We start from the raw sequence: 25,171 nt of genomic DNA, 5'->3' as shown, positions 1-25,171 counted from the left end.
CTGCACAACACAGCGCCGCGCGACCGCGGCTCCCCTAGAACTCGATCGAGCAGTCCGGCTCGACGCCCTTGCACGCGGTCAGCACCTCGGGCATGACCTGAGCGGGGTCGGCCCCCTCCTCGAACTTGACCGTCATCTTGAGCATCATGAAGTTGACGGTGGCCTTCTTGACGCCCGCGACCTTGTTGGCCTCGACCTCCATGAGGTTCGCGCAGTTCGCGCAGTCCACCTCGATGGGATAGCTCTTCCTCATGCCCACTCCCCTTCCGCAGCTGCCGCCGTTCGTCGGTCAGCTGCTAACTATTAAGCATATGTTTAATGATGCACATTATACTAGGACGAGAAGAGCCAATGTCAAGCAAGAGGAGAGTCGTCCGCAAACGGTCGGGCCAACCCAGCCGCCGCACGTGCGGACGACGCGCGAGAAAGGAGCCGTCCCCATGGCCGCACACAACCCAACGCCCGAGACCCTCGAGGCCGCCGCCGACGACTTCCGCCTCCTGGGCGACGCGACCCGCCTCAGGATCTTCTGGACCCTCTGCCACGAGGAGCTGAGCGTCGCGGCCGTGGCGGAGCGCATGGACATGACGAGCCCCGCGGTCTCGCACCACCTGCGGGCGCTTCGCGACACGGGACTCGTGTCGGCGAGGCGCGACGGGCGCGAGATGCGCTACCGCGTGTCCGCCGGCGAGCGCTGCGACCTGCTCCACCACGTGGTCGAGCAGGTGCTCAAAGTCGAGTGCCCCGAGGCCTAGCGCCCGCGCCCGGCGGCGCGGCTACGCCTTGAGGCAGAGGATGTCGAACGGCTCCACGGCGAAGGGCAGCAGCACGCGATAGCGCTCCATGGCACGAGAGAGCTCCTGCGCGGGATGCCAGCTCTGCTCGTCCGCATCATAGTGCTCGAGGCCGGCAAGCGCGCACTCGCGGATGGGCTCGTGGGCGGAGAGCACCTGCAGGGTCTCGCCCGCGCGCGCCTTGTTGCGGCAGAGCACCTCGGCGACGAACGCGCCTCCCCCGTCAGGCGCGGCGTCCGGCGCGGCCTCGCAGCGCTCGACCGTGGCGACCATCAGGCGGTCGCGCGCGTAGTCCACGCGACCGGGGTTCTGCGTGGGGTTGCCGAAGAAGAAGCCCGTCGAGTAGGGGCGGTGGCTCACGGCGTCGAGCTCGCTGGCCCAGCGCGCGGCCGGCTCGCCGTCGAGCACGTGGCGGTAGGCGTTGGTCACGCAGGCCGTGTAGTAGGAGCCCTTCGCGCGACCCTCGAGCTTGATCGCGTCGACGCCGGCGTCGGCGAGCTCGCCCAGGTGGTCCAGCATGCAGAGGTCGTTGGACGAGAGGATGTAGCTCCACTGGTCGTCGGACTCGAGCGGCATGCGGCGCTCGTCGGGGCGCGACTCCTCCACGAGCGTCCAGCCCCAGCGGCACGGCTGCGTGCACGCGCCGAAGTTGGCCGAGCGCTCGCGCCCCACGAGCTCGCTCGACAGCAGGCAGCGGCCCGAGACGGCCATGCACATCGACCCGTGCGCGAAGACCTCGATCTCGAGCTCGCGCGAGACGCGGCGGCGCAGCTCGGCCACCTCGGCGATGCTCATCTCACGCGCGAGCACGAGGCGGCGGGCGCCCAGGCGGGCGTAGGCCTCGGCGGCGCGGGCGTTCATGATCGACGTCTGGGTGGACGCGTGGATCTCGACGTCGGGTGCCTCCGAGCGCACGAGCCCCATGGCGCCCAGGTCGGCCACGATCGCCGCGTCGACGCCGACGTCGTTCAGGAAGTGCAGGTAGTCGGGCAGCTTGTCGACGTCGGCGTCGCGCATGAGCGTGTTGAGCGTCACGTGCACCGACACGCCCGCCCCGTGCGCCGCCTCGACCGCGGCCGCAAGCTCCTCTCGCGAGAAGTTCCTGCTGCGCGACCGCATGCCCCAGCGATCGCCGGCCAGGTAGACCTCGTCGGCGCCAAAGTGAATGGCCTGCGCGAGCTGCTCGGGGCCGCCCGCGGGCGCAAGCAGCCGCATGGGCAGCGCCGCGACCGCGCCGCGCCCGGCCGTCTGCGTCTCGCCGTCTGACATGTTCCCTCCCCTGCACGGGGCCGCCCCCGCGTATAGAATGTGCTTCCCCATCATATGAGACGAGCGCGCCCGCCCGCGCGAAAGGACCGAAGCCACATGAGCGACAAGCACGACACGACCGCCCGCCACGCCGCCGCGGACGACGCCACGGGCGCCGCCGAGAAGAGCCGCGCCCCGAGGGTCGCAGCCGTGGCCGTGGCCTGCGTCGCCGCGATAGGGCTGGCGGCCGTGGCCTATCTCCTCTCGCCCGCCAGCCCGCTCACGACCCACGCCAGTCAGGAGGCCGCGTCGCAGCCCCAGGTGCGCGAGGCGTCGGCGCCCGACGCGAGCGCCACCGCGACCGCTGCCGCGGGGGCGAGCGCGACGCCCGATGCGCCGCAGCGACCCGCGCTCGTCGAGGACGACTCGCCCTTCGACGCGGGTGCCCCCACCGCCGAGGTCACGAGCGACGCCGGCGTGCACGTCGTCGCGCCCGAGGGATTCGCGGGCACCACGAGCGCGCACCGCCTCGACGACGTCGTGCGCGGCTTTCGCGAGGGCGGCTATCGCCTGGGCTTCGCGCTCGAGGACCTTTCGACCGGGCGCACGCTCTCCTATGGGACGAACGAGATCTTCTACCCCGCGAGCTCGGTAAAGGCGGTCTACTGCACGATGGTGATCGAGCAGGGCGGCGACGCGGCCGTGGCGGCGTCGGGCCCCACGATCGAGAACTGCCTCGTCAACTCCGACAACGACGCCTTCCGCTCGCTGATCGCGGGCTACGGCTATGACGACTACGCCGCGTGGATGGGGCGCTTCGCGCCCGAGTCGGCGAGCCAGGCCGCGTACAAGAACTACCCCACCATGACCGCGGCGGGCATGCTGTCATGCTGGAAGGAGACCGCGCGCTTCTGCACGTCGGACGAGCCCGGCTCCTCCTTCCTGGCGGACTGCCTCTCGCAGACGCACAACTCCTGCCTGGGCGGGCTCATGCGCGACCGCTACACGGTCTGGTCGAAGCCCGGCTGGTACTACGGCTTCGACGGTGAGGACTCCGCGCCCTCCACCTGCGACTGCGGGCTCGTGCGCTCCGACTGCGGCGACTACGTCGTGGCCGTCCTGAGCGACGCACCCGGCGACTTCGACGCCCTGATGGGCGTGGTCGACGCGCTCAACGCGGCGCACGGAAAGATGTGCGGCGGCAGCTCGGCGCTGCTGGACTGGGAGGGCACGGAGCTCTCGTAGGAAGCGGCGGGGCGGCCTACCTCAGGGCCCACCACCTGCCCACGGCCCCGGCGATGCGGTCGGGCAACGGACGCAGGGCGCGGTCGGCCTCCTGGATCTTCTCGCGGATGGGGATGTGCTGCGGGCAGTGCGACTCGCACGTGCCGCACCTCACGCACGCGCTCGCGAACGCCGGGTCCCTCTGCAGGCCCACGGTTTGCAGGTAGACGTGGCGAGCGTGCGCCTTGCCGTCGGTCGCCATCATATTCCACGCGCTGAAGAGCGCGGGGATGTCGATTCCCACGGGACACGGCTGGCAGTAGCGGCAGCCGGTGCAGCCCACCTTGGTAGCGGCGAGGATCCGCTCGCGCACGTCGGCCACGAGGGCAAGCTCTTCTCGGCCGAAGGACCCGGCCTCGCAGCTCGAGGCGACGCGGCAGTTCTCCTCCAGCATCTCGATCGAGTTCATGCCCGAGAGCACGCAGGTCACCTGGGGCTGATCCCACAGCCAGCGCAGGGCGAGCTCGGCCGGGGTCCAGCCGTGCGCGTCGTCGGCGATTGCGCGCGCCGCGCCGGACGGCAGGCGCGTGGCCAGCGTGCCGCCGCGCAGCGGCTCCATGATGATGACGGGGATGTTGCGCTCGGCGGCCGCATGCAGGCCCTCGCGCCCGGCCTGAGACGTCTCGTCGAGGTAGTTGTACTGGATCTGGCAGAAGTCCCAGTCGTAGGCGGCGAGCACCTGCTTGAACATGGCGGTGTTGCCGTGGAACGAGAAGCCGATCTGGCCGATCTGGCCCGACTCCTTCTTGCGCGCGATCCAGTCCTCGATGCCAAGCGCGACGAGCTTCTCCCACGCCGCGATGTCGGTCAGCATGTGCATGAGATAGAAGTCGACGTGATCGGTCCTGAGGCGCTGGAGCTGCTCCTCGAAGTAGCGGTCGATCGCGCCCGCGCCCTTGATGAGGTACTGGGGCAGCTTCGTGGCGATGCGCACCTTGTCACGCACGCCGTTCTTCTCGAGGATGCGACCGAGCGCGTCCTCGCTCCCGGGGTAGATGTAGGCGGTGTCGAAGTAGTTCACGCCCAGTTCGATGGCGCGCAGTATCTGGCGCTCGGTCTCCTCGAGGTCGATGCGCGGCCCCTTGCGCGCAAAGCGCATGCAGCCGAAGCCCAGAATCGAGACGGGCTCGCCCGTACGATCGTGGCGATACTGCATCTCCTGCATGTGGCTCCTCCCCAGGTCGCTCTCGAGGCGCCGGCGCCCCTCGTGCACGTAGCCACATGATACGGGCTTCGGGGGTCGCGCGAACGGTGCAAAAGCATGCCTCCGTGGAAAGATTCGGAGGGCGGACGCGCAATTCGGGCGCCCCGTGGCAAGGTTATAGCGACTGCATACCGCCCGCGTCGCCTGGCACTGCATAAGGATCCACGAACTCCCATATACAAGCGAAGAACTATGCACATACGCAAAGCAGCCTCCTGGCAAGGCCGCGCGTTAGCTTGCCACGGAGCATGGTTTTTGCGCACCAGACGTCCCTCCAGGACACCCTCAGGAGGGAGGGGCGTAATCAGGACGCATAAACATCGGCATCGCCGCAGATAGCTGCAAAGAATATGCAATACCGCAATTATCGCGGAACGCACGAAAGGCGGGGCTACCTCCCGCCCGCGTACACGACCGCCTCGAGCGAGCGCAGCCTCCCGGGCACGGGGCATCGTGCGATGCCAGCGCGACATCAAATCCCCTGACGATCGTCGCGTCATACAAGACCTCACTGTTGGAAAAGTTCGCGAGCACCACGGCCCGCTCCCTGCCGTACGCCCGCTCGAACGCGTAGATCTCCTCGCTCTCGGAGAGGAGCTCGAGGTAGTCGCCCACGACGAGGACGGGCAGGTCGCGCCTCAGGGTCGCAAGCCTGCGGTACCACAAAAGCACGGAGTCCGCGTCAGCTTCCTCCGCCTCGACGTTCTGGCCCGCGAAGTCGTCATGGACGGGGAGCCACGGCTCGCCCGACGTGAAGCCGGCGTTGTCCGTTGCGTTCCACTGCATCGGGGCGCGGGCGTTGTCCCTACTGAACGAATGCACGCATGACCCGCCGTGCGTGCGTTCCCGGAGCCGCATGAACTCACCCGTTGACCGCACGCCCCACCCACCACCTGCCGTCCACAGAAGACACGTATACTGGTGCGTTGGCCGCGCACGCGGCCCAAACCAACCGAAAGGACCCCCATGAGCGAGAAGAAGGACCCGAAGGACACCACCGTACTCGTCACCGGTGGCGCAGGCTTCATCGGCAGCCACACCGTGGTCGCCCTGCTCGAGGATGGCTACAAGGTCGTCATCGTCGACGACCTCTCCAACGCGAGCGAGAAGGTCGTCGGCCGCATCGGCCAGATCGTCGGCGACGAGGCTGCCTCGCGCCTCGCCTTCCGCAAGGCCGACGTCAACGATCGCGCCGCGCTCGACGCCATCTTTGACGAGTTCGCCATCGACCGCGTCATCCACTTCGCCGGCTTCAAGGCCGTGGGCGAGTCCGTCCAGAAGCCCGTCGAGTACTACTCCAACAACCTCGGCAACACCCTCACGCTCGTCGACGTGATGCGCAACCACGGGTGCAAGTCGATCGTCTTCTCGAGCTCGGCGACCGTCTACGGCGACCCCGACGCGCTGCCCCTCACCGAGAAGAGCCCCAAGAAGCCCGCGACCAACCCCTACGGCTGGACCAAGTGGATGATCGAGCAGATCCTCACCGACCTCACGGTGGCGGACCCCGAGTGGAACGTCGTCCTTCTCCGCTACTTCAACCCCATCGGCGCCCACCCCTCGGGCCTCATGGGCGAGGACCCCAAGGGCATCCCCAACAACCTTCTGCCCTACGTAGCGCAGGTCGCCGTCGGCAAGCGCGAGTGCGTCCACGTCTTCGGCGACGACTACGACACGCCCGACGGCACCGGCGTGCGCGACTACATCCACGTGATGGACCTCGCCAGCGGCCACGCCGCGGCGCTCGCCTGGATGAACGGCCGCGAGGGCGTCGAGGTATTCAACCTCGGCACCGGCAAGGGCACCTCGGTCCTCGAGATCATCAAGGCCTTCTCCGCCGCCTGCGGCCGCGACCTCCCCTACCAGGTCGACCCGCGCCGCGCCGGCGACGTCACCGCCAACTACGCCGACTGCTCCAAGGCCAAGGCCGAGATGGGCTGGGAGGCCAAGTACGACATCGCCGACATGTGCCGCGACTCCTGGAACTGGCAGTCCAACAACCCCAACGGCTACGAGGACTAGGACGTGCCCGTGAGCGACACCCAGACCCCGAACACGGCCGCGTTCGTCTCCTACCTCGCCGAGAAGAGACCGCTCATCGAGTCGCGCCTCGCCGGTGCCTGCCCGCACGCCGCGGCCGCGGACGGCACCTGCGCGGACGACCTCGAGCGCTACCTCTACCGCCCCCTCGAGCGCTTCTGCGCCTCGGGCGGCAAGAGGACGCGCCCGGCACTCTGCCTGCTCGGAGCTGAGGCCGTGGGCGGCAGCGCCGAGAGCGCGCTTTCCGCCGCCGTCGCGGTCGAGACGTTCCAGAGCGCCGCGCTCATCCACGACGACATCGCCGACGAGGGCGAGCTCAGGCGCGGCGTGCCGTGCCTGCACGTGAGCGACGGCATCGGCATCGCGACCAACGTGGGCGACCTCGCCCTCGTCGTGTCGACCCAGGCCATCCGCGACGACGAGGCGCTGGACGCGGGCGTGCGCCTGCGGCTCATCGACGAGCTGATAGGGATGGAGCGCCGCACCCTCGAGGGCCAGGCGCTCGACCTGGGCTGGGTCCGCGACGGCCGCTGGGACATCACCGTGGACGACTACCTGTACATGGCATCCCACAAGACCGCCTACTATTCCGCCGCGGTCCCGCTCGTCATGGGCGCGATCTGCGCCGGCGCAAGCGAGGGGCAGATCGAGGCCCTGCGCTCCTTCGGCATGGCCGCCGGCCTCGCCTTCCAGCTCCAGGACGACCTGCTCAACCTCGTCGGCGACGCCGAGGCGCAAGGCAAGGACTTCCGGAGCGACATCACCGAGGGCAAGCGCACGATGGCCGCCGTGTGGGCGGTCGGCCACCTTCCCGAGAAGAGCGCGGACGAGCTTGTCGAGCTCTTCTCGGCGAAGACGACGGACGCCGCCAGCCTGGCACGGGCCGTCGAGCTCATGGAGGAGTCCGGGGCGATCGAGAGGGTGCGCGAGCGGGCGCGCGAGCTCGCGGACGAGGCGAAGGGTCATCTCGCTTCTGCGGACTTTTCGCCCAGCGCGCGACGCACGCTCACTTCTATGGCAGACTTCTTTGTAGAGCGCCTTGGCTAGCGCTTCACGATTCACGTTGGGAGAGGGATACATGGACCCCATTCGCGAGGGCGCGACGGGCGCCGCAGTCGAGGACATTCAGGAGAGGCTCGCCTCCCTGGGCTACGAGATCGACGCCGCCGAGCGCGACGCCAAGTCGTTCGGCAGCTCCACCACCTCCGCGGTCGCCCGCTTCAGGATCGACCACAACATGCCGCTGGGCGGCGAGATCGACTCCGCCACCTGGATCGAGCTCGTCGACGCCGGCTACGAGATGGGAGACCGCACGCTCTACCTGAGGCTGCCCAACCTGCACGGGCACGACGTGTTCGAGCTGCAGGAGAGGCTCAACATCCTGGGCTTCTCGTGTGGCGAGCCCGACGGCTGCTTCGGCGTCCACACCGAGGCCGCAGTCAAGCAGTTCCAGGAGAGCCAGGGCATGCTCGCCGACGGCATGGCCTTCCCCGACACCTACGACGCGATCGACCGCCTGCACCACGTGTGGGGCGGCAAGCCCGCGGCCGGACCGCACCCGCAGGGCGGCATGGGCTTCGCGCGCGCCGCGTCGGTGCTCGAGAACGTCCAGCTGTCGATGACGGCCGAGGACCCCATCTCGCGCAACGTCGCCGGGCGCATCTGGAACCTCGCCTCCGCGACGAGCGACCACAGCGGTCTCGACCTGATCGAGTCGCCCGAGCACCCGCGCGAGGGGGACGCCGCCGTCATCGTGCTGTCGACCCTCGAGCACAAGGGCGCGAGCGGGGTGGCCAACCTGAGCACCGACGACATCGACACGCTGCCGCAGCGCATCCGCACCACCTGCGAGAGCACCGCGGAGGGCAAGACGCCGGTCATCCGCCTCGAGCTGCCGCACGGCCTGGGCTATGACGGCACCTTCACCGTCGGTGACGCGCAGACCTTCGCGGTCATGCTACTCGACGCGATCTGCTCGGCCTTCGACTTCTGATACACTCTCTCTCGCGGTGGCAGGGCCCGCCCGCACCGCGCGCGGCGACCAACGCCGAGAGGCATTGGGGCATCGTCCAGTGGTTAGGACTGCGGTTTTTGGTGCCGCCAACCTAGGTTCGAATCCTAGTGCCCCAGCCACGAGTTTTCGCAGGTCAGTCGCGGTGTTGCGGCTGGCCTGCTTTGTTTGGGCAACAAGGTCCCTGTTGCCACGGGCAACACAAGGCCATAATCTCGCACACAAAAGGTGCCTGAGGTATTTGCACCTATTCCAGCCTTTCATCGCTCCATCAAGATAAAAGGGGCTGTATCAAAAGCCCCTGAACAGATGGCCCGCAATCACAGAATCGGCTGTGGCTGCGGGCCATCGTTTGTGCGCAAGGGGCGGAACAAGCCCTACACCGCAAGCGCGTAGGCCATCTTGCGGATGTTGTGGCCCATCGCGACCATGCGCATCTCGTGGTCGACCTTCTCGAGCCCGCGCAGGAGGAATCGCCTGAAGCCCCAGTTGCGCTTGATGTCGCCGAAGATGGTCTCGACGTCCACGGACCTGCGCCTGCGAAGCATCGAACCGCGCTCGGTGTGCAGCATCTCCGATGCCCTCCTCTTGAAGGCGTCGAGGGTGGGGTTCACGCGCAGGACGCGCACCGCCTCCGGGTCCTTCGACCTGAAGCACCTCCCGCGCAGGGGGCATGCCGGGCAGCCCTCGCCCACGTACACCCTGGTGGTTGACTCGTAGCCCAGGTCGGTCCTGGTCGCCTCCTCCCTCCGGAACGAGAGCGTGTGCCCCTCCGGGCACGCGTACGCGTCGGCCTCCCCGTCGTATGCCCAGTTGGCAGGCCTCATCGGGTCCTCGCGCCACCTGGAGTTCCTGCACTCGCGGAAGAACTCGTTGTGCTTAACGTAGGCGTCGCACCCGCGTTCCTCCAGCCACGTGTAGTTCTGCTCGAAGCCATAGCCGGCGTCGGCGACGACCTCGGAGGGCAGGTGGCCCATGGTCCCCTCGGCGTGCTCCAGGTGGGGGACCATGCACGCAGTGTCGCCGGGCCTCTGGTGGCAGGTGACGTCGAGTATGAACTGGCCCTCGGTGCCGGCCTGCACGTTGTATCCGGGCTTGGTCTGGTTGGTGAGGGAGTCCTCCTTCATGCGCATGAAGGTCGCGTCGCGGTCGGTCTTGGAGTAGCTGCCGCGGCCCGCGTGGGTCCTCTCCTGCTCCTCGTAGCGGGCCATGCGCTCAGCCCACTCGCCCTCGAGCATGCGGCTGGCCCTCCTCAGGGCCCTGCCCTCCTCGTCCTTCGGGCGCTTGCCCACGCCCTTGCGGCCGATGCGCTCGTTGATCCTGCGCGCAGCCTCGGCGATGGCCTCGGAGTCGATCTCGGACGGGTCGTCGGGGGCCAGCGCCTCCTCCTCGTCGTCCATCTCGTCGATGGCCGCGAGGTGGGCGCGCACCCTGGCCCGGAGCTGCTCCTTGTACCTCCTGGTCGACTTCGCCCACACGAACGTGAACCTGTTGGCGTTAGCCTCGATCTTGGTGCCGTCCAGGAAGTAGGTGTCGAGTGTCACCAGGCCCATGTCCGCGAGGAGCTGGATGACCTCGGAGAACACCTCCTCGAAGACGGGCCGCACCCGCTCGGTGCGGAAGCGGTTGACCGTGCAGTGGTCGAGTGGCCGCATGCCGCATATCCACAGGAACCCGACGTTCTCGCGGGTGGCCCGCGCGATCGCGCGGCTGGAGTAGATCCCGGAGGCGTAGGCGAGCAGCACCACCTTGAGCATCATCTGCGGATCGTGGGCGGGCGCGCCGCCGCCGGGATAGAGAGCCGTCAGCGTCGACCTGTCGATGGAGCGTACCACCATGTCCACGACGCGCGGCATCGAGCCCTCCGGCACCAGGTCGCCTATGTCCGGCGGCAGCAGCATCGGCTGGTCCTGCATGCAGGGCTTGAACCTGGGCTCCGGCATCCCCATCTCCTCTCGCTCTCCTCCCATTATACCTGGATTGACAGCATAACCGCAGGTAGATTAGGTAGTCGGGCAATGTGCGAGGCAATGATGCGGCATCCCGGAGCACGAGAACGGGTGGGCTCCTCGCGGAACCCACCCGTTCTACTCAGGGTCTTTTGATACAGCCCCGTTGTTGGAGGGTCGTAGCTTTGCCTTACTCCAACCTTGTATCGAACTCGAAGGAATTCGTGTCGCCACGATAGGTGGCGATGGAGTACTCTGCGTGCCTACCGTCGGCGTTTTGGGCAACCGTGTGGAACACGAACACGGGCGAGGCGACTTCGATACCAAACGCAGTCGCGACCTCTCGGTCAGCGAGGGCGACATCGAGCTTTCGATGCGCCCGCACTACGGGTGCGCCCATTGATCGCATCGTGGCATAGAGTGAGGTTGTTCTGAAGTCGGTCGTCTCGATCCCGGGGTACAGAGCGTGCGGTACGTATGTCTTTACCAGCACGTTTGGCAGCCGGTCGGCATGTCTCACGCGCACGAGGCGCATGACCGGGTCACCCTCTCCTAATCCCAGCTGAGTTGCCACATGCGAATCTGCAGGACCGACCGAGCACGCAAGGACATCGGTCAGCGCCACGCGGTTATGCGAGCGCATCTCATCGTGGAACGACCGAATACTCGTGGCGAACCCCTGCTCGATCTTGGACTCCAGGACCATCGTTCCCCGATGCTTTCGACGGTCGACCAGCCCCTCGGACTCAAGCATCTGCAGAGCATGGCGGATGGTTGGGCGGCTCACCCCAAAGGCCTTCGCCAGCTGCAGCTCGGTAGGCAGGACCGTCCCGGGCACAAGGGGCCCCGATGTGATCTGGCCCAGAAGGTCACGGTAGACGGTCTGATAACGATGCATTGGATGCTCCCTTATATGACTTATTGCTTTATATGTCATATTCTCATCTGAAGTTTAGGCTAGCTGGCGTCGCATGGGCCAAATGGAAGCGATTCTGAGTCATGGTCTTCATAACTGGCAACTCCATGAGAGGAGCACTCATGAGCGCATGGACCCTTGACGACCTTGCCCGTCTGATCGACCACACCAACCTGCACGCAGACGCCACCGAAGCCGACATGGCAAAGCTCTGCGACGAGGCCAAGCACTATCACTTTAGGATGGTCGCCATCAACCAAGTCCAGTCACGCTTCTGCTCGCAGCAGCTGGCTGGCACCGACATCGACACGGGAGCCGCCATCGCCTTCCCCTTGGGGCAGACCTCCATTGCCGCCAAGGTGTTCGAGACCAGAGACGCCCTGGCCAACGGTGCCAACGAGATTGACTACGTGGTCAACGTCACGCATGTCAAAATGCACGATTGGGACTATGTCGCCGACGAGATGCGCCAGATCGTCGCCGTGTGCAACGAGGCTGGAGTCCCCTCGAAGGTCATCTTCGAGAACTGCTACCTTGACGACGACGAGAAGCTCCGTCTGTGCGAGATTGCCCGCGAGATCAAGCCGACGTTCGTGAAAACCTCGACGGGATTTGGAACGGGAGGGGCGACCGTAGCCGATGTTGCTCTCATGTTCGACAACGTGGGCGACGAGGTGCAGGTCAAGGCGGCAGGCGGCATTCGAGACGCTGACACGTTCCTCGCCATGGTCCGTGCTGGCGCCCGTCGCATCGGCTGCTCGGCAAGCATTCCAATCATCGAGGAAATCCGCTCGCGCATGGAGGCCGAGGGCGTGGACACGATCGAGATCTAGGACACGGGAGACAGGCATGGGCCCCTTGCTGCTTACCTCGTTCTACCTCTCCCCCATATGGGGAGGGTCGCGCATAGCCCGCACGCGCGGCATCGACTGGTCGGACGATGACCGCCATGGCGAGGCGTTTGACGTCTCTGCCCACCCCACCACGATGGGCGTCGTCCGCAACGGGCCATGCGACGGCATGACGCTAGCCGATGCTATCGCATCCTACCACCAAGAGATTCTAGGAGACGTTCCTGACGACGCACCTCTGCAGGTTACCTTCATGGACCCTGTCGAGACCCTTTCGGTCCAAGTGCATCCTAGCGAGGAGTACGCGCAGGCGGCTGAGGGGGACCATGGCAAGGTCGAGGCCTGGTATGTGCTGGATGCCGAGCCAGATGCGACGCTCATTGCCGGCTGCACGACCAACGACACCGAGGCGCTGCGCGTAGCCGCAGCAGACGACTCCATCGGCGATCGGTATGGGCAGCGCATCGAGATGCACGAGGGCGACTTCATCCTCATTCCCCCTGGAACCATGCACGCCCTTGGTGCCGGAATCTTTGCGGTCGAGGTGTCCAGCCTCGGCAACACCACCTATCGCATCTGTGACTGGGGACGTGGTCGCGAACTCCATGTGGACAAGGCCTTTGACGTGCTTGATACTGCCAGCAAGCCTGTCGTGACGCATCTCGGCGCATATGATCCCGGACAAGTTAATCGTGAGCGCTTGGGTGTCAACGCGGGGTTTTTTCGGAGCTACGTCGTCGACACACGCGACAGCCAAACGTTCACCTGTGACCATCGCTATGCTGTGCTGACCTGCGTGGAAGGCTTCGCGCGCATCGAAACGGCTGACGGCTGCGTCGACCTCGGGCCGACCGAGTCCTGCCTTATCCCCGCATCAGCTGGCTCATACACCATCATCGGTCCCTGCCGCGTACTTCGTTCGGTTCGGTGTCCATAGGGCTGACGCCTGTACACGAAAGGGATATCCTCACGGACTGCATCCGCCCAACAACCATGAGGAGGTCGCATGCAACGCATCGCAATAACGGGAGCAACAGGTTACTTGGCAAGTCTCGTACAGCTCTACAACCGTGACCGCTACGAGTTTGTGCCCGTCAGTCGCAGAGACGTCAACTACACCCGTCCCGACGAGGTCGAGAGATTCTTCCTCGACCTTGACTTTGACCTGCTGTTTCACACCGCAGCCAACGCAGCGACCGCCGACTGTGAAAACGATCCCGCGGGAACTGGGCTCGTCAATCGTGACTCAGCCATAGCAGTCGCACGCGCTTGTGCGGCCAAGGGCAAGCGCATGATGTTCATCTCGACCGAGCAGGTCTTCAACGGACTCTCGGTACCCGGTCCCTTTGACGAGCATGTCGAACCCTGCTGCGTCACGAAGTACGGCTTGCACAAGGCAGACGTTGACGCCTGGATGGCACGCGAGATGGACGACTATGTGACCATTCGCCTCTCCTGGATGTTTGGTATGGCACTTCCCCACGTCAAACCATCGCCTGGCATCGTGGGCAACGTGCTTAAGGCGCTGCGTACGCATACGCCTACCAAGTTCACCGCAAACGAGCGTCGGTGCATGACCTACGCGCAGCGCCTTGCCGACCAGTTTGCCTCCCTGTGTGAGCTACCAAGCGGTCTCTATCACTTTGCCAGCGCAAACGATCTCACGACCTACGAGAGCGCCTGTCTGGTCGCACATAAGCTCGGCGCCTCGAACACCGAAGTTGAGCAACTGATCCTTCCCGACCGCGAGCGCTATGCCGAGCGTTTCCGCGATTATCGCCTTGATGCGAGCAAGGCACGCCAAGCGGGCATCGAACTTGGCACTTTTGAGGAGGACGTTGACCTCTGCTTGCGTGACTTTGGCTGGTAAAACACGAATAGACGAGGGGTTCGTGGACGATGTTGGACCTATGCACGCGTTCGAATCCTAGTGCCCCAGCCACGCACAACACGCAGGCCAGACGCGATCTCGCGCCTGGCCTGCTTTCGTTCTACGAACCCCGTCACGCCGGCATCGCCGACCGCTACTCCCTGCGCTTCCTTCGCACGAGGGCGACAGCCAGCGCCGCGACGCCCATCACGCAAAGCGCCGATGCCGTGCCAGGCAAGGCGGCGTCCCCGGTCGCGGGCATGGCCCTTTCCGAGTCGCTCCCGCCCTCCCTTGCGGCGGCACGGCTCGCGACGGTGAACGTCGCGGTGGCGCTGCCGTCCTCGAAGATCGCCCTCACCGTGTGCTCGCCGTCAGAGAGCGTCGAGAGCCAGGCAGGCTGCAGGTTGAGGACGAGACTGCCCGACCTGGCCGTGTAGTTGGCGTCGCCGGAGAGGCTCTTCTCGCCCACGGCCACGCCGTCGACCTCGATGCCCTTGAAGAGCGAGAAGGTCAGCTCATCGTCGACCGAGCGCTTGAACGTGAGCTCGAGCGGGGCAGTGTCGCCCCTCGTCCACGTCAGGTTCTCGTCGCCCACGTAGCGGTAGGAGATCGAAGCCGGGATGGCGCGCGTCTCGACCTCGCCGCAGCGGGCGCACGTGCGCGACTCCTCCCCATCCTCGGTCTCCGTCGCGGGCCTTGTGACCTCCCACGCACTCCAGTCGTGGCCGAGCGCGGGCATATCCGCGCCGTCCTTCGCCTGGACGAGGAACGCCCCGTTCTCGAAGGGCTGCGAGACCTTCAGCGCCTTGCCCGGCGTCGTGCAGGTCGGCTCGAGGTAGGTGATGTCATCGACCCCGACGGTCTCGCTCTCCGCGTGCGACGCGTCTCGCAGGCAGGTGCGCCTGGCACTCACCGTGGCATCGCCGGTTCCCCACTCGTAGGTGGGCTCTGCCCACTCGTGGCCGAGCGCGTGCACGACGACGGCCTCCTCGTGCACCCACTCAATGCCCGCGGGGTCCCTGAACAGCATCCCGCAGCCCTCGTCGGCGCACTTCCAGTACTCGATGTTGCCGTCCTCGGTGCACGTGGCGGGCCTTGCCGCGACGCGCACGAGCTCGTGGATGTGCCCGACCTTGGGGATGTCCCTCGTCTGCATGTGCGTGAAGTCGTTGTGGCAGATGCGCAGCATCTCGCCCTTCTCGCTCTCCGTGGCCGGCTTGACGATGCGCCAGTCGCCCCAGTCGTGGCCGGTCGCGTGGACGACGGTCGCCTCCTCGTGCACCCAGTCGGTGCCGCCCTCGTCCGCAAAGCACAGGCCGCAGGGGTCCTCGCCCTCCGTGCACCTCCAGTACTCGATGTTGCCGTCCTCGGTGCAGGTGGCATCCCTCGCCTCGACGTGGGTGAGCCCATGCACGTGATTCAGCTTGGGGACGATGCGGAACTGCACGTGCAGCGGGTCATGCTCGCATTCGCGCCTCTCGATGCCGACCACGGTCTCCGAGGGCGCGCGCACCACGGTCCACGAGCCCCACTCGTGCCCGGTCGCGTGGACGACCGTCGCCTCCTCGTGCACCCACTCGGTGGCGGCCGCGTCGGCAAAGCGCATGCCGCAGGGGTTCTCGCCCTCGGTGCACTCCCAATACTCGGTGTTGCCGTCCTCGGTGCACGTGGCCGGCCTCGCCTCCACGTGCGTGAGCCCGTGGACGTGCCCGGTCATGGGGATCACGCGCGACTGCGTGTGGCTCCTGTCGCGCGAGCACGTGCGCGTCTCCATGCCCACCTGCGTCTCCGTGGCCGGCCTGATGGTCTGCCAGTCACCCCAGTCGTGTCCGAGCGCGGCGACGTCCTCATTCGCATCCGAGAAGATCTCGCCACACCCCTCGCAGTACTCCACCGTCCGGCGCAGCCCCTTGGTCGTGCACGTGGGCGCCACCAGCTCCGCGCTCACCGTCTTGTGCACGTGCTCGTGGCTCTCGAGCGCGTTGCTGACGAGGAGCATGCCGCCCGTCTCGTCGGGCGGATAGACCTTCGTCGTGTAGCCCTCGACCGCCTCCTCGGTGACGGTGTAGACCGCGTCCCAGTACGTTCCGGGCACCTCGAACTGCATGGCCCAGATTCCGTCCTTGTCGGCCGTGACCTCCTGCGAGTCGATCTTGTTGCCGTCCTTGAGCAGGTTGATCGTCACGCTCTTGGGGCGCGTCTTTCCCGCGTTGTCGTCGTCCGCCCAGAAGACCATGCCACTGAGCGTCGTGCTCTGCCTGGGGCCGTTGAGGACGTTCGTGACCTCGAAGCCCCTCGCATAGGTGAGGTACCCCTCGACCTCGTCCTCCCCCACGGCGTAGGTGACGCGCTTGCCGTCGACGAACGCCGGGCGCTCGCCCAAATCCCACGTCCAGCCGCCGGCGGCCGTGGCAGTGGTCGAGTCGATCACGCGGTCGTCGGCCAGAAGGTGGACGACCACGCTGTCGGGACGCTTGCCCTCCGCGTCGTCATCGTCCTTCCAGTGGACCTCGCCCTTGGCCTGAACCTTCTCCTGGGGCGTGTGGGTGAGCACGATCTCGAGGCCCGGGCCACCCTCGCGCTTGCGCACCTTGCAGGCATACGTCCCCTCGCCGTCTCCCGCGATCTTGTCCCACGTGACCGTGACGTCCTCGGGGGCGTACCCGCCGTCGAGCGTGACCCTCCAGTTCGCGGCCGGCGTGATGCTTACGGGGTCTGTGATGCCCGCGACCGAGACCTGCAGGCTGTCGGGCCGCAGCCCGTCCTCGTCGTCGGCATCGTTCCACAGGACCCGCACCGGCGTGTTCTGCTCGCCCCACGTCGCCGTGAACGTGACGTCGCCGTTGACGATGAACTCCTGGCCCGGGAAGACCTTCCAGGTGTCGCCCCCGACGATGTTGTCGTACTTGGCCTCCCAGCACTGGAAGTACTTGCCCTCGGAGTTGGGGTTGGCGTAGATGCACTCCGAGACGGGCAGCTTGGTCCCATAGAGGACGTAGGTCGAGTCGGAGACCTCGTCGCCGAAGCCCGACTTCACCGTGACCTTGCAGTACTCCGTCCCCGCGAAGAAGTTGGACGACCACACAACCTTGCTGTACTCGGCGTTCTCGCCGTCCATGTTGATGCGCCCGATGTACTTGCCTGCCTTGTCGACGACGAGTCCGCCCTCGCCAAACATGGCCTCGAGGACCTTTTTGGCGATCTCGAGTGGCGTAGCACTGGGCTCGTCCGTGCCGTTAAGACCGACGAAGTACATGTAGTCGATGGCCTCCCCCGCCGTCCTGGGCAGGTCGTCGTAGCCATGGTCGGCGAAGAACCTCTTCAGGTTCCTGATCTTCGCGTCAGCGTTGTCCGAGTGGTCGCCGTCGGGTCCCTGGACGCTCGTGACGACGTTCTCCTTGACCACGCCACCCAGGATGTCTGCGTCGGCGTCCGAGCACTCGAGCACGACCTGCCCGCGGCAGTCCTTGAGCTGCGGGTACTCAGTGAGCCTCTTGCCGAACACGCCGTCCTCCATGTAGAGGTAGGGCTTGCCGGTCGAGGGGTTGATCTGCGTGGAGAGCTCGTCGTGCAGGTGCTTGCGGATGCGCGCCATGCCCTCGTCGTACACGTCGTCCACGCTCTCGATGGACACCACCATCGTGAGCGTCTCGGTCGGGTGCTCCTCCAAGAACGTCTTGATCCACCCGAGCGTCTTCCTGAACGTCAGGAAGTCGTAGTCGTCATGCTCGACGTCGGAGGTTCGCCTGTCGAAGGCGAAGTAGGTCCCGCCGTCCTCGTCCTTGCCGTGGCACAGGTAGAGGTCCTCGCCGTTGTCCTCGTTCGGCCCGGGCGGCCAGCCGGGCTCGACGTAGTACGTGTTGAGTCGAAGGTCGAGGTGACGGATGCCATCCAGGAGCTGCTCGTCGATGTAGCGCTCCTGGCACCTCGCGAACTTTTCGGCGATGGCGCTGAAGACCGACGCGCCAAGGATGTTGATGACCACGGTGGCGGGAAGCCCGAAGAACGTGCTCGCGATGTCGCCGCCCAACTGGATGTACTTTGCGATATTGCCCGTGGTGAGGTTCGCCACGACGCTCTTGGTCGCGGAGTCATGCGTGCCCGGGACGTTGATCTCGTTCAGGCGCCGCTCGCCCGAGAGGCCGCTCATCCAGTTCACGCCCGTGAGGGTGCCGACGTCACGGTTGACCTGGCTGCCCGGTTCGACAAAGCTCTCGTCGTCGACCGTGACCTTCCTCGTGGAGACCTCGCTCCCCTCGAGGTACACCTCGTAGCCGTCGTTTGACGAGAAGAGCGTGGCTGGGTCCTTGTCGGCGTTGTCGTTTGAGTAGCCGCTCGTGAGGACGACGCCCACGCCCTTCTCGGCGCGCACGCCGATGCTCGCCGAACCCGCATCGTCCCCGAGGGGGCCGCCCACCGTGAGCACCTTCCCGTCGGCGAGGTAAACGTCGCCCGAGCCGTCGTTTAGCCCCACCGTAATCGCGCCCTTTACGACGACGGCGCCGGCGCCGCCCTCGACCATGACGCCACCACCGAGGTTGGTCGTCGAGTTCTTCGTGACGGACGCGCCGTCGATCGTGAGCGAGCGGGCGCGCACGAGCACGCCGCCGCCCGACTCCCTGGCGGAGTTCTCGCTCACGGTCGTGCCCGCGAGCGTCGTGTCACCGCTCGTGAACACGCCGGCGCCTCCCGCGTCGGCGGTGTTCTTGCTGATGGTGGAGCCGTTGACGGTCATGGTGCCGTACGCCGCCACGCCGCCGCCGAGTCCGCCCGAGTTCTCCTGGATCGTGCAGTCGGCGAGGGTCGTGCCCGAGTCCACGCCGGCGTAGATGGCGCCGCCCTCGGCGCCCGCGTGGTTGGCCGCAAGCGTGCACGACGTGAGCTCGGCCGTGCCCTTGTTGTTGAGGGCGCCGCCACCCGCCTCGGTGCCGTTGCTCGAGATGGTGGCCCCGGTGACGGTGAGCAGACCGCCCTGGTTGAAGATGCCGCCGCCGTCGGTCTTGCCCGTGTTTCCGGTGATGGAGCCGCCGTTCACGGTCACGACGCCGCGCACGTACAGGCCGCCGCCAAAGTCGTTGGCGTAGTTGTTGGCGATGGTGGTGTCGTTGACGACGACCGTCCCGTAGCAGCACAGGCCGCCGCCCCCACCCGAGGAGTTGTCGGTGACGGTGCAGCCGTTCAGCGTGAGCTGCCTGTCGCCGTTGTAGATGGCGCCGCCCTCGTTGCCCGCGACGTTTGTCTTGACGATGCAGTTGGTGAGCGTCGCGTTGCCCTTGTTGTTGATGGCGCCGCCACCCCATTTGGTGGCCTTGTTGCTCACGATGACGACGTTAGTGAGGTTCGTGGAGCCGTTTCCGTCAACGAACACGGCGCCGCCCGACTCGGCCTCGTTCTGCGTGATCATGCCGCCGCTCATGTTGAGGGTGCCGTACACGTAGAAGGCGCCGCCCTCGTCCTCGGCTCGGTTGCCGATGAAGGTGCCGCCCTCGACGTTGCAGGTGCAGCCCTCGTGAACGTTGACGGCACCGCCGTGCTCGGCATAGCCGCCCGTCACGCGACCCGCGCCCGCACTGTCCTGAATGGTGAGCGTGGAGCCATTCACAAGCTCGAAGACGTGGCCGTCCGAGTCGGACTCGTCGAGGTTTCGGTTGAGCGCATGGCCGCCCAGGTCCACGATCACGCTCTTGCCGTCAAGCAGCAGGCGGTCGTCGTCCTCCGTAGCAGTGACGTCGCCGCCCAGGCGAATCACCTTGTCGCGGTTGGCCTCGTCGTTGATGGCGTTCTGCAGCGCCTGCCAGTCGCTGACCGTGACGACGTCGGCGCTCTGCGTGAGATAGAGCTCGTCGTCGCGGACCTCGAGGCGACCGGTCGCCTTGTCGTAGGTGAAGACCTGCAGCGCCACGTCGGCGCTGCCGCTGGCGGTGAGGTTGGAGGTGAGCGGACGGCCGGGAGACTGCGCGACGAGGTCGATGCGCGCGTCGGCGGCAAGCGCGTCGTCCACGTTGGCGGCGACGTCCGAGGCCAGCAGGAGGTTGGCGCCCTGCGGGGCGACGTTGTCCAGCACCCTCACGGAGCCGTGCACGTTCAGCCTCGAAGATGCCGCCGTGAAGACGCCTCCGCCGCTTCCCGAGGCGTCGTTGCCCGTGATCTGGCCGCCGTACAGCCAGGCCACGGGCACCTCGTCGCCTGCGTTGGCGAGGCATACGCCGCCGCCGTCGGCGTCCGCATGGTTCTGCTGGACGGTGCCGCCCGTCATCTCGAAGATGGCGCCGGGGCACACGAGGACGCCGCCGCCGGTCTTGGCCCTGTTGCCCGCGATGTTCCCCCCGAGCAGGTGGAGCTCGGCGAGGTTGAACACGACGGCGCCACCGCCGTCGCCGTAGCCTCCGCAGATCCTTCCCGCAGCGCTCTCGCTCGTATCGGTGACGTTGAGCGTGCCGTACACGCTGAACACCTCGCCTGCGTCCTCGTAACCCGTGCGGGCGCGGTCGATGGTGTGGCCGTTGAGATCGATGGTGATGGTCTTGCCGGAGGCGATCTTGAGCGAGACGTTCTGGGGCGCCGCCTTCCAGTCGCGGTCGAGCACGAGGGTCCCGCCGTCGGCCGTCTGGTCGATCAGCCGCTGGAGCATGGGCCAGTCGGAGGCGACGAGCTGGGCCTCGCCCTCGGCGGTCGGAATGGCCCACATGCCAGCCGGCGCCAGGAAGAGCGTGGAGGGGTCGACGCCGGCCTCGTGCGCCGCGAGGTTGATCGTGAACTGACCCGTGCCGCGCTCGAGCCCCACGCCGATCTGGGAGCCCTCGATGGCGTCGACCACGTCGAGGCACTTGTCGCCCGCCATGAAGAAGTCGTCGAAGTCGTTGCCGGTGATGCTCACCTTGCCGGCGACGCTCACGTAGTTGGTGTCCCAGGGAATGTAGACGCCGCAGCCCTGCAGCGAGCAGGAGTTACCGGTGATCGTAAGGTCGGACGTCCTTCCCAGCAGCCGCAGCGTGCCCTCATGGTTGGTCAGCACGCCGCCGCCGTATTCGGTCGCGGTGTTTCCACTGATGGTGCCGCCGTCGATGGTGGTGTCGCCGTGGATGCAGATGGCACCGCCGTTGTTGTGCGCCTTGTTGTTAGTGAAGGTGCAGTTCGTGAGCGTGGTGGCGCAGTCGGTGCAGAGGGCGCCGCCGGAGGACATGGTGGACTCGTTGTTCGCAAACGAGCAGTTCGTGGCCGTGACGGAGTCCTCGTCGTTCGAAAAGATGGCGCCGCCGTCGCCCGGGGCGCTGTTGTGATCGACGGTGCAGTCGCTGAGCTGGAGCGAGCCGCCGTTGGTGATGGCACCGCCGCCGTGCTCGTTGGCCACGTTGCCCGACAGCGTCGCGCCGCTGATGGTGACCGCGCACTCGTTGTTGAAGATGGCGCCGCCGGTCTCGGCGGAGTTCTGCGAGAGGGAGCCGCCCTTGACGTCAACCCTGCCGTCGTTCAGGAAGATGCCGCCGCCGCGGTGGCCGCCGCCGCTGTAGTTGTCGTTGACCTCGGTCTGCTCGAGGGTGAGCAGCAGGTCGCTCCTGTCCACGTTGAAGCCGCCGCCGTCATCGTCGGAGGACCTGTTGTTGTTCACCGAGCACTGCAAGAGACGCGCCGTGGGGCAGCGCAGGTCGAGGCCGCCGCCTTCGTTTCGCGCCGTGTTGGAGGAGACGTTGGCACGGGAGAGGTCGAGGCTCGCGTCGCTCTCAGCGTAGATGCCTCCGCCGTTGTCGTCGGCCCGGTTGCGCACGATCGAGCAGCCGTCCGCGTTCAGGGTGCCGAGCGAGTAGACGCCGGCGCCGTCCGAGTCGGCGGAGTTGCCGATGACGGCGACGCCCTTGAGCTCGAGTGACGAGCCGCCATGCACGTAGAGGCCACCGCCGTTGTCGGCATAGCCACCGGTTATGGTGCCCGTGCCCACGGTGTCCGCGATGGTGACCGAGGAGTCGCCGTCCACCTCGATGACGTGGCCGTCCGACCCCTCGCTCTCGGTCAGGTTCCTGTTAATCGTATAGCCGCGCAGGTCGAGCGTGAGGCTCTTCTCGCCATCGATGCTCAGGCTGACGTCGTCATCGTCGGCCGTGACGTCATTCTTGAGTCCGATGGAGCCCGACGCCGGCGGGTTGTCGAGGGCCTCCTGGAGCTCGTCCCAGCTGCCGACCTCGACGGCCGCGTCGCCGGGCGTGACGTAGAGCTCGCCGTCGCGCTCCTGCAGGTTCGAGTCGTCGTGGTCGTCGGTGGTGAAGCACGACTTCGCGCAGCCAGTAGCGGTGAAGCCCGAGGTTATGGGGCGGGCGATGTCACGCGTCAGGACGTCCAGCCTGGCCGCAGACTCGCCGTCCGCAGTGAGCGCCTCCTCGACGGTGATGACGCCTGCCTGGTCAAGCAGGATGTTCCTGCCGATGGTGCCGACGTTGCCCGTGACCCGCGGGGCGCCCTTGACGCCGAGCGTGGCCCCGGCGCTGAAGATGCCGCCGCCGTCAGCCGCGGCATAGTTGCTGGTGACGGAGACGTCCTGGAGGTGCAGGGTCGCCCCCGCCAGGAGGCCCACGCCACCGCCGTTGCCCCAGGCCGAGTTGCCTGAGATGTCGCCAGCCGCAAACGTGGCGGTCCCGCCCACGGAGAAGAGGCCGCCGCCGTTCTCCAGGGCCTTGTTGGAGGTTACGGAGAGCGGCGTGCCGCCCCGGTTGACCTGGAGCGTACCCGCCTGCTGGTATATGCCTCCACCGCTGCGGATTACCCTGTTCGAGGAGATCGAACCGGACTCCAGGGTCGTAGAGCCCGAGCTGTAGACGCCGCCGCCGGAATACTTGGCCGTGTTGCGCGAGATGTCGCAGCCCTCGCCGACGAAGGTGCCATAGGTATACACACCGCCGCCATCCATCTCGGAGATGTTGTCGCAGATGACCCCTCCGTAGGCCTCCAGGGTGGCACTCCCCTCCACGCATACGCCGCCGCCAGCTGACCGGGCATGGTTGTCGCGGATGGTGCCGCCTTGGAGCTTGAGCTTGCCGCCCTCGTAGACGCGGATGCCACCGGTGCTGCCGAATCCGCCCGTGACGGCGCCCTTCTTCTGCTCCGAGTTGTCCACGAGCCCCAGCTCGCCGTAGACGGCGATGACCTCGCCGCCGTCGACGTAGGAGGAGCGGTGGCGGTCGATCTCGTAGCCGTTGAGGTCGATGGTTATGCTCTTCTCGGCGGGAATCGTGAGGGCGACGTTCTCGTCGACGGCCTGCCAGCTGCGGTCGAGCACGATCGCGGAGCCGTTCTCGGCGGCGTCGATCTTCGCCTGCAGCTCGACCCAGTCGGACGTGATGACGCGCGCCTCGCCGTCGCCGTCGCGGATGCACGAGAAGCCGGGCTCGGCCACGAAGACGGTGTTGGGGTCGGTGGCGGTGTTGGTGGACGCGAAGCCGTAGGTGAAGCTGCCGCCGATGGCCTCGAGCGCGACACCGATCCGCGTCTCGGGGGCGAGGGACTCGGCGACCGTGACGCGCCGGTCGCCCGTGAGGTAGATGTTGTTGGCCAGGTTGCCGGTCACGTTGAGGCCCGAGCCCACGCGGACCTCTCCCATCTCGCCGGCGACGAACACGCCGCCGCCACCCTTGTAGCCGGTGTTGCCGGTGATGGACGTCGATTCGAGGAGGCCAAGCGTGCCGCCGTTGTTGCCGTAGATGCCGCCGCCGTACCAGGTGGCCTCGTTCTCGTTGAGCGTGCAGCGCCTGAGCTCGACCGTACCACCGTAGACGCGGATCGCGCCGCCCGAGGCCTCGGTCTTGTTCTCGTTGAAGGTGCTGCCGGTGACGGTGGTCGAGCAGCCGTAGCTGTACAGGGCGCCGCCGTCCTGCGCGGCGGTGTTGCCCGTGAGGGTGCAGTCGTCGATGTACGTGATGTTGCGGGTGCTGACGGCGCCGCCGGTGTCCGCGGTGGCGTTGCCGCTCATCGTGGTGCCACTCAGGTGGAGCTCGCCCTCGTTGTAGACGCCGCCGCCGGCAAGGGCCGCCGAGTTGTTCGAGACCGTGCAGCCAGTGAGCGCCGTGTACCCCTTGTTGTTGATGCCGCCGCCCCCGGCATCGGTCGCGGTGTTGCTCGTGACGGAGACGCCCGTGAAGTCGATGGTGCCGCCGGCGACGTAGATGCCTCCGGCGTCGCCGCCGGTGTTGCCCGTGACAGAGCCGCCCGTCGCGAGCATGTGGCCGTAGACGAAGACGCCGCCGCCCTGGACGCCGCGATTGCCTGCGATGGAGCCAGACTCGAGGTTGAGCGTGCCCTCGCTGCCGATGACGACGCCGCCGCCCCTCTCGTCGATGCCGCCGGTGATCGTACCGCTCTTCTCGGCGCTCGTGTCCCTCACGACGAGCGTGCCCTTGTTGACGTCGAGCACGTGGCCGCCGTTGTCCTCGTCGAGGGAGGAGAGGTTGCGGTTGATGGCGTGGCCCGCGAGGTCGATGGTGATGGTCGCGCCCTCGCGCACGAACGCGATCGTGCGGTCGCCGTCGCCTGCGACCACGTCCGCCGTGAGGGTGATCGTGTGGTCGCTCGCGATGTCATTGACGGCCGTCTGCAGGTCCGCCCAGCTGGCCACCTCCATGTCGCCGTCGGCCTGGGGCGCGAGCGCGCCCTCGGCCCGGGGCGCGGGGTCTGCCGGCGCGGAGTCGGGCGCGGCGGCGGGCACCGCGGCCGCGTCGGGCGCGGTGGGGTCGAGCGACGCGGGGTCGGTCGGGCTTGCGACCTCGCCCGCGACGGGCCCCTCAGGCACGTCAGCCATCGCGCGCCGGGGTCCCGCCGGGGACAGGTTGAGCGTCAGTGCGACGGCAAGCAGAACGGACAACGGCTTCTGGAGTCGTTTCATGGCGCACCCCATCTCGAACGATTGGGTCAGGCACTCGCATCAGGCACAGGCATGCAAATTAAACATACGCCGCTCGCGGGCGCGGCACGCCGTTACACCAGCTGAAAGGCCGATTTCAAGCCGTCGGGAGGGGCGTT

At 66.9% G+C, this 25,171-nt stretch carries 15 protein-coding genes and 1 tRNA gene; 9 read left to right on the top strand and 7 right to left on the bottom strand.

What is annotated here, in order from left to right:
• Nucleotides 1-34 precede the first annotated feature (34 nt).
• Nucleotides 35-253, bottom strand: coding sequence for a cation transporter (locus tag M5D76_RS03010; protein ID WP_248921902.1), 219 nt, complete (start codon nucleotides 251-253; stop codon nucleotides 35-37).
• Between the two features lie 187 nt (nucleotides 254-440).
• On the opposite strand from M5D76_RS03010, the gene M5D76_RS03005 reads away from it, so the two are divergent.
• On the top strand, nucleotides 441-755 hold the full coding sequence (locus tag M5D76_RS03005) for an ArsR/SmtB family transcription factor (RefSeq protein ID WP_248921901.1): 315 nt from the start codon (nucleotides 441-443) through the stop codon (nucleotides 753-755).
• A 21-nt stretch (nucleotides 756-776) separates the two neighbouring features.
• Here M5D76_RS03005 and M5D76_RS03000 read toward each other — a convergent pair whose 3' ends face one another.
• Nucleotides 777-2,063 (bottom strand): U32 family peptidase, encoded by a 1,287-nt coding sequence (locus M5D76_RS03000; RefSeq protein ID WP_248921900.1) that lies wholly within the window; start codon nucleotides 2,061-2,063, stop codon nucleotides 777-779.
• A gap of 96 nt (nucleotides 2,064-2,159) precedes the next feature.
• Here M5D76_RS03000 and M5D76_RS02995 point away from each other — a divergent pair, with 96 nt between their 5' ends.
• A complete protein-coding gene (locus M5D76_RS02995) occupies nucleotides 2,160-3,287 on the top strand; it encodes a class A beta-lactamase-related serine hydrolase (RefSeq protein ID WP_248921899.1) in 1,128 nt (375 codons plus the stop codon).
• Nucleotides 3,288-3,303: 16 nt separating this feature from the next.
• Here M5D76_RS02995 and M5D76_RS02990 read toward each other — a convergent pair whose 3' ends face one another.
• The gene (locus M5D76_RS02990; RefSeq protein WP_248921898.1) at nucleotides 3,304-4,491 is read right to left on the bottom strand and encodes an aldo/keto reductase; all 1,188 of its coding nucleotides are present in this window, start codon (nucleotides 4,489-4,491) and stop codon (nucleotides 3,304-3,306) included.
• A gap of 324 nt (nucleotides 4,492-4,815) precedes the next feature.
• Nucleotides 4,816-5,352: an alpha-amylase family glycosyl hydrolase gene (locus tag M5D76_RS02985; RefSeq protein WP_248921897.1), complete on the bottom strand. Its 537-nt coding sequence runs from the start codon at nucleotides 5,350-5,352 to the stop codon at nucleotides 4,816-4,818.
• Nucleotides 5,353-5,496: 144 nt separating this feature from the next.
• On the opposite strand from M5D76_RS02985, the gene galE reads away from it, so the two are divergent.
• From galE to M5D76_RS02965, 4 genes are all read left to right on the top strand, one after another.
• Entirely contained in the window at nucleotides 5,497-6,552 is a 1,056-nt protein-coding gene (gene galE, locus M5D76_RS02980) for a UDP-glucose 4-epimerase GalE (protein WP_248921896.1), read from the top strand.
• A 9-nt stretch (nucleotides 6,553-6,561) separates the two neighbouring features.
• A complete protein-coding gene (locus tag M5D76_RS02975) occupies nucleotides 6,562-7,617 on the top strand; it encodes a polyprenyl synthetase family protein (RefSeq protein ID WP_248921895.1) in 1,056 nt (351 codons plus the stop codon).
• A gap of 31 nt (nucleotides 7,618-7,648) precedes the next feature.
• Nucleotides 7,649-8,563 carry a peptidoglycan-binding domain-containing protein gene (locus tag M5D76_RS02970; protein ID WP_248921894.1) on the top strand — a complete coding sequence of 305 codons (915 nt, stop codon included), beginning with the start codon at nucleotides 7,649-7,651 and terminating at the stop codon, nucleotides 8,561-8,563.
• Between the two features lie 65 nt (nucleotides 8,564-8,628).
• Nucleotides 8,629-8,703, top strand: a tRNA-Gln gene (locus tag M5D76_RS02965).
• Between the two features lie 255 nt (nucleotides 8,704-8,958).
• Here M5D76_RS02965 and M5D76_RS02960 read toward each other — a convergent pair.
• A complete protein-coding gene (locus M5D76_RS02960; protein WP_248921893.1) occupies nucleotides 8,959-10,524 on the bottom strand; it encodes an IS1182 family transposase in 1,566 nt (521 codons plus the stop codon).
• 196 nt (nucleotides 10,525-10,720) lie between these two features.
• Nucleotides 10,721-11,428, bottom strand: coding sequence for a GntR family transcriptional regulator (locus M5D76_RS02955; RefSeq protein WP_248921892.1), 708 nt, complete (start codon nucleotides 11,426-11,428; stop codon nucleotides 10,721-10,723).
• A gap of 140 nt (nucleotides 11,429-11,568) precedes the next feature.
• On the opposite strand from M5D76_RS02955, the gene deoC reads away from it, so the two are divergent.
• The 3 genes from deoC (at nucleotide 11,569) to M5D76_RS02940 (ending at nucleotide 14,167) form a co-directional block, all read left to right on the top strand.
• The gene (deoC, locus tag M5D76_RS02950; RefSeq protein ID WP_248921891.1) at nucleotides 11,569-12,279 is read left to right on the top strand and encodes a deoxyribose-phosphate aldolase; all 711 of its coding nucleotides are present in this window, start codon (nucleotides 11,569-11,571) and stop codon (nucleotides 12,277-12,279) included.
• A gap of 16 nt (nucleotides 12,280-12,295) precedes the next feature.
• A complete protein-coding gene (locus M5D76_RS02945) occupies nucleotides 12,296-13,234 on the top strand; it encodes a type I phosphomannose isomerase catalytic subunit (RefSeq protein WP_248921890.1) in 939 nt (312 codons plus the stop codon).
• A 69-nt stretch (nucleotides 13,235-13,303) separates the two neighbouring features.
• Entirely contained in the window at nucleotides 13,304-14,167 is an 864-nt protein-coding gene (locus M5D76_RS02940) for an SDR family oxidoreductase (RefSeq protein WP_248921889.1), read from the top strand.
• A gap of 154 nt (nucleotides 14,168-14,321) precedes the next feature.
• Here the strand turns inward: M5D76_RS02940 and M5D76_RS02935 are convergent, their stop codons facing one another.
• Entirely contained in the window at nucleotides 14,322-25,034 is a 10,713-nt protein-coding gene (locus tag M5D76_RS02935) for a Cna B-type domain-containing protein (protein WP_248921888.1), read from the bottom strand.
• Between the last annotated feature and the right edge of the window lie 137 nt (nucleotides 25,035-25,171).

The organism is Olsenella intestinalis (assembly GCF_023276655.1).
In the GTDB taxonomy this organism is placed as follows: domain Bacteria; phylum Actinomycetota; class Coriobacteriia; order Coriobacteriales; family Atopobiaceae; genus Olsenella_J; species Olsenella_J intestinalis.
The sequence above is the reverse complement of the archived record's forward strand: the minus strand, read 5'-3'. Positions and strand labels throughout refer to the sequence as shown.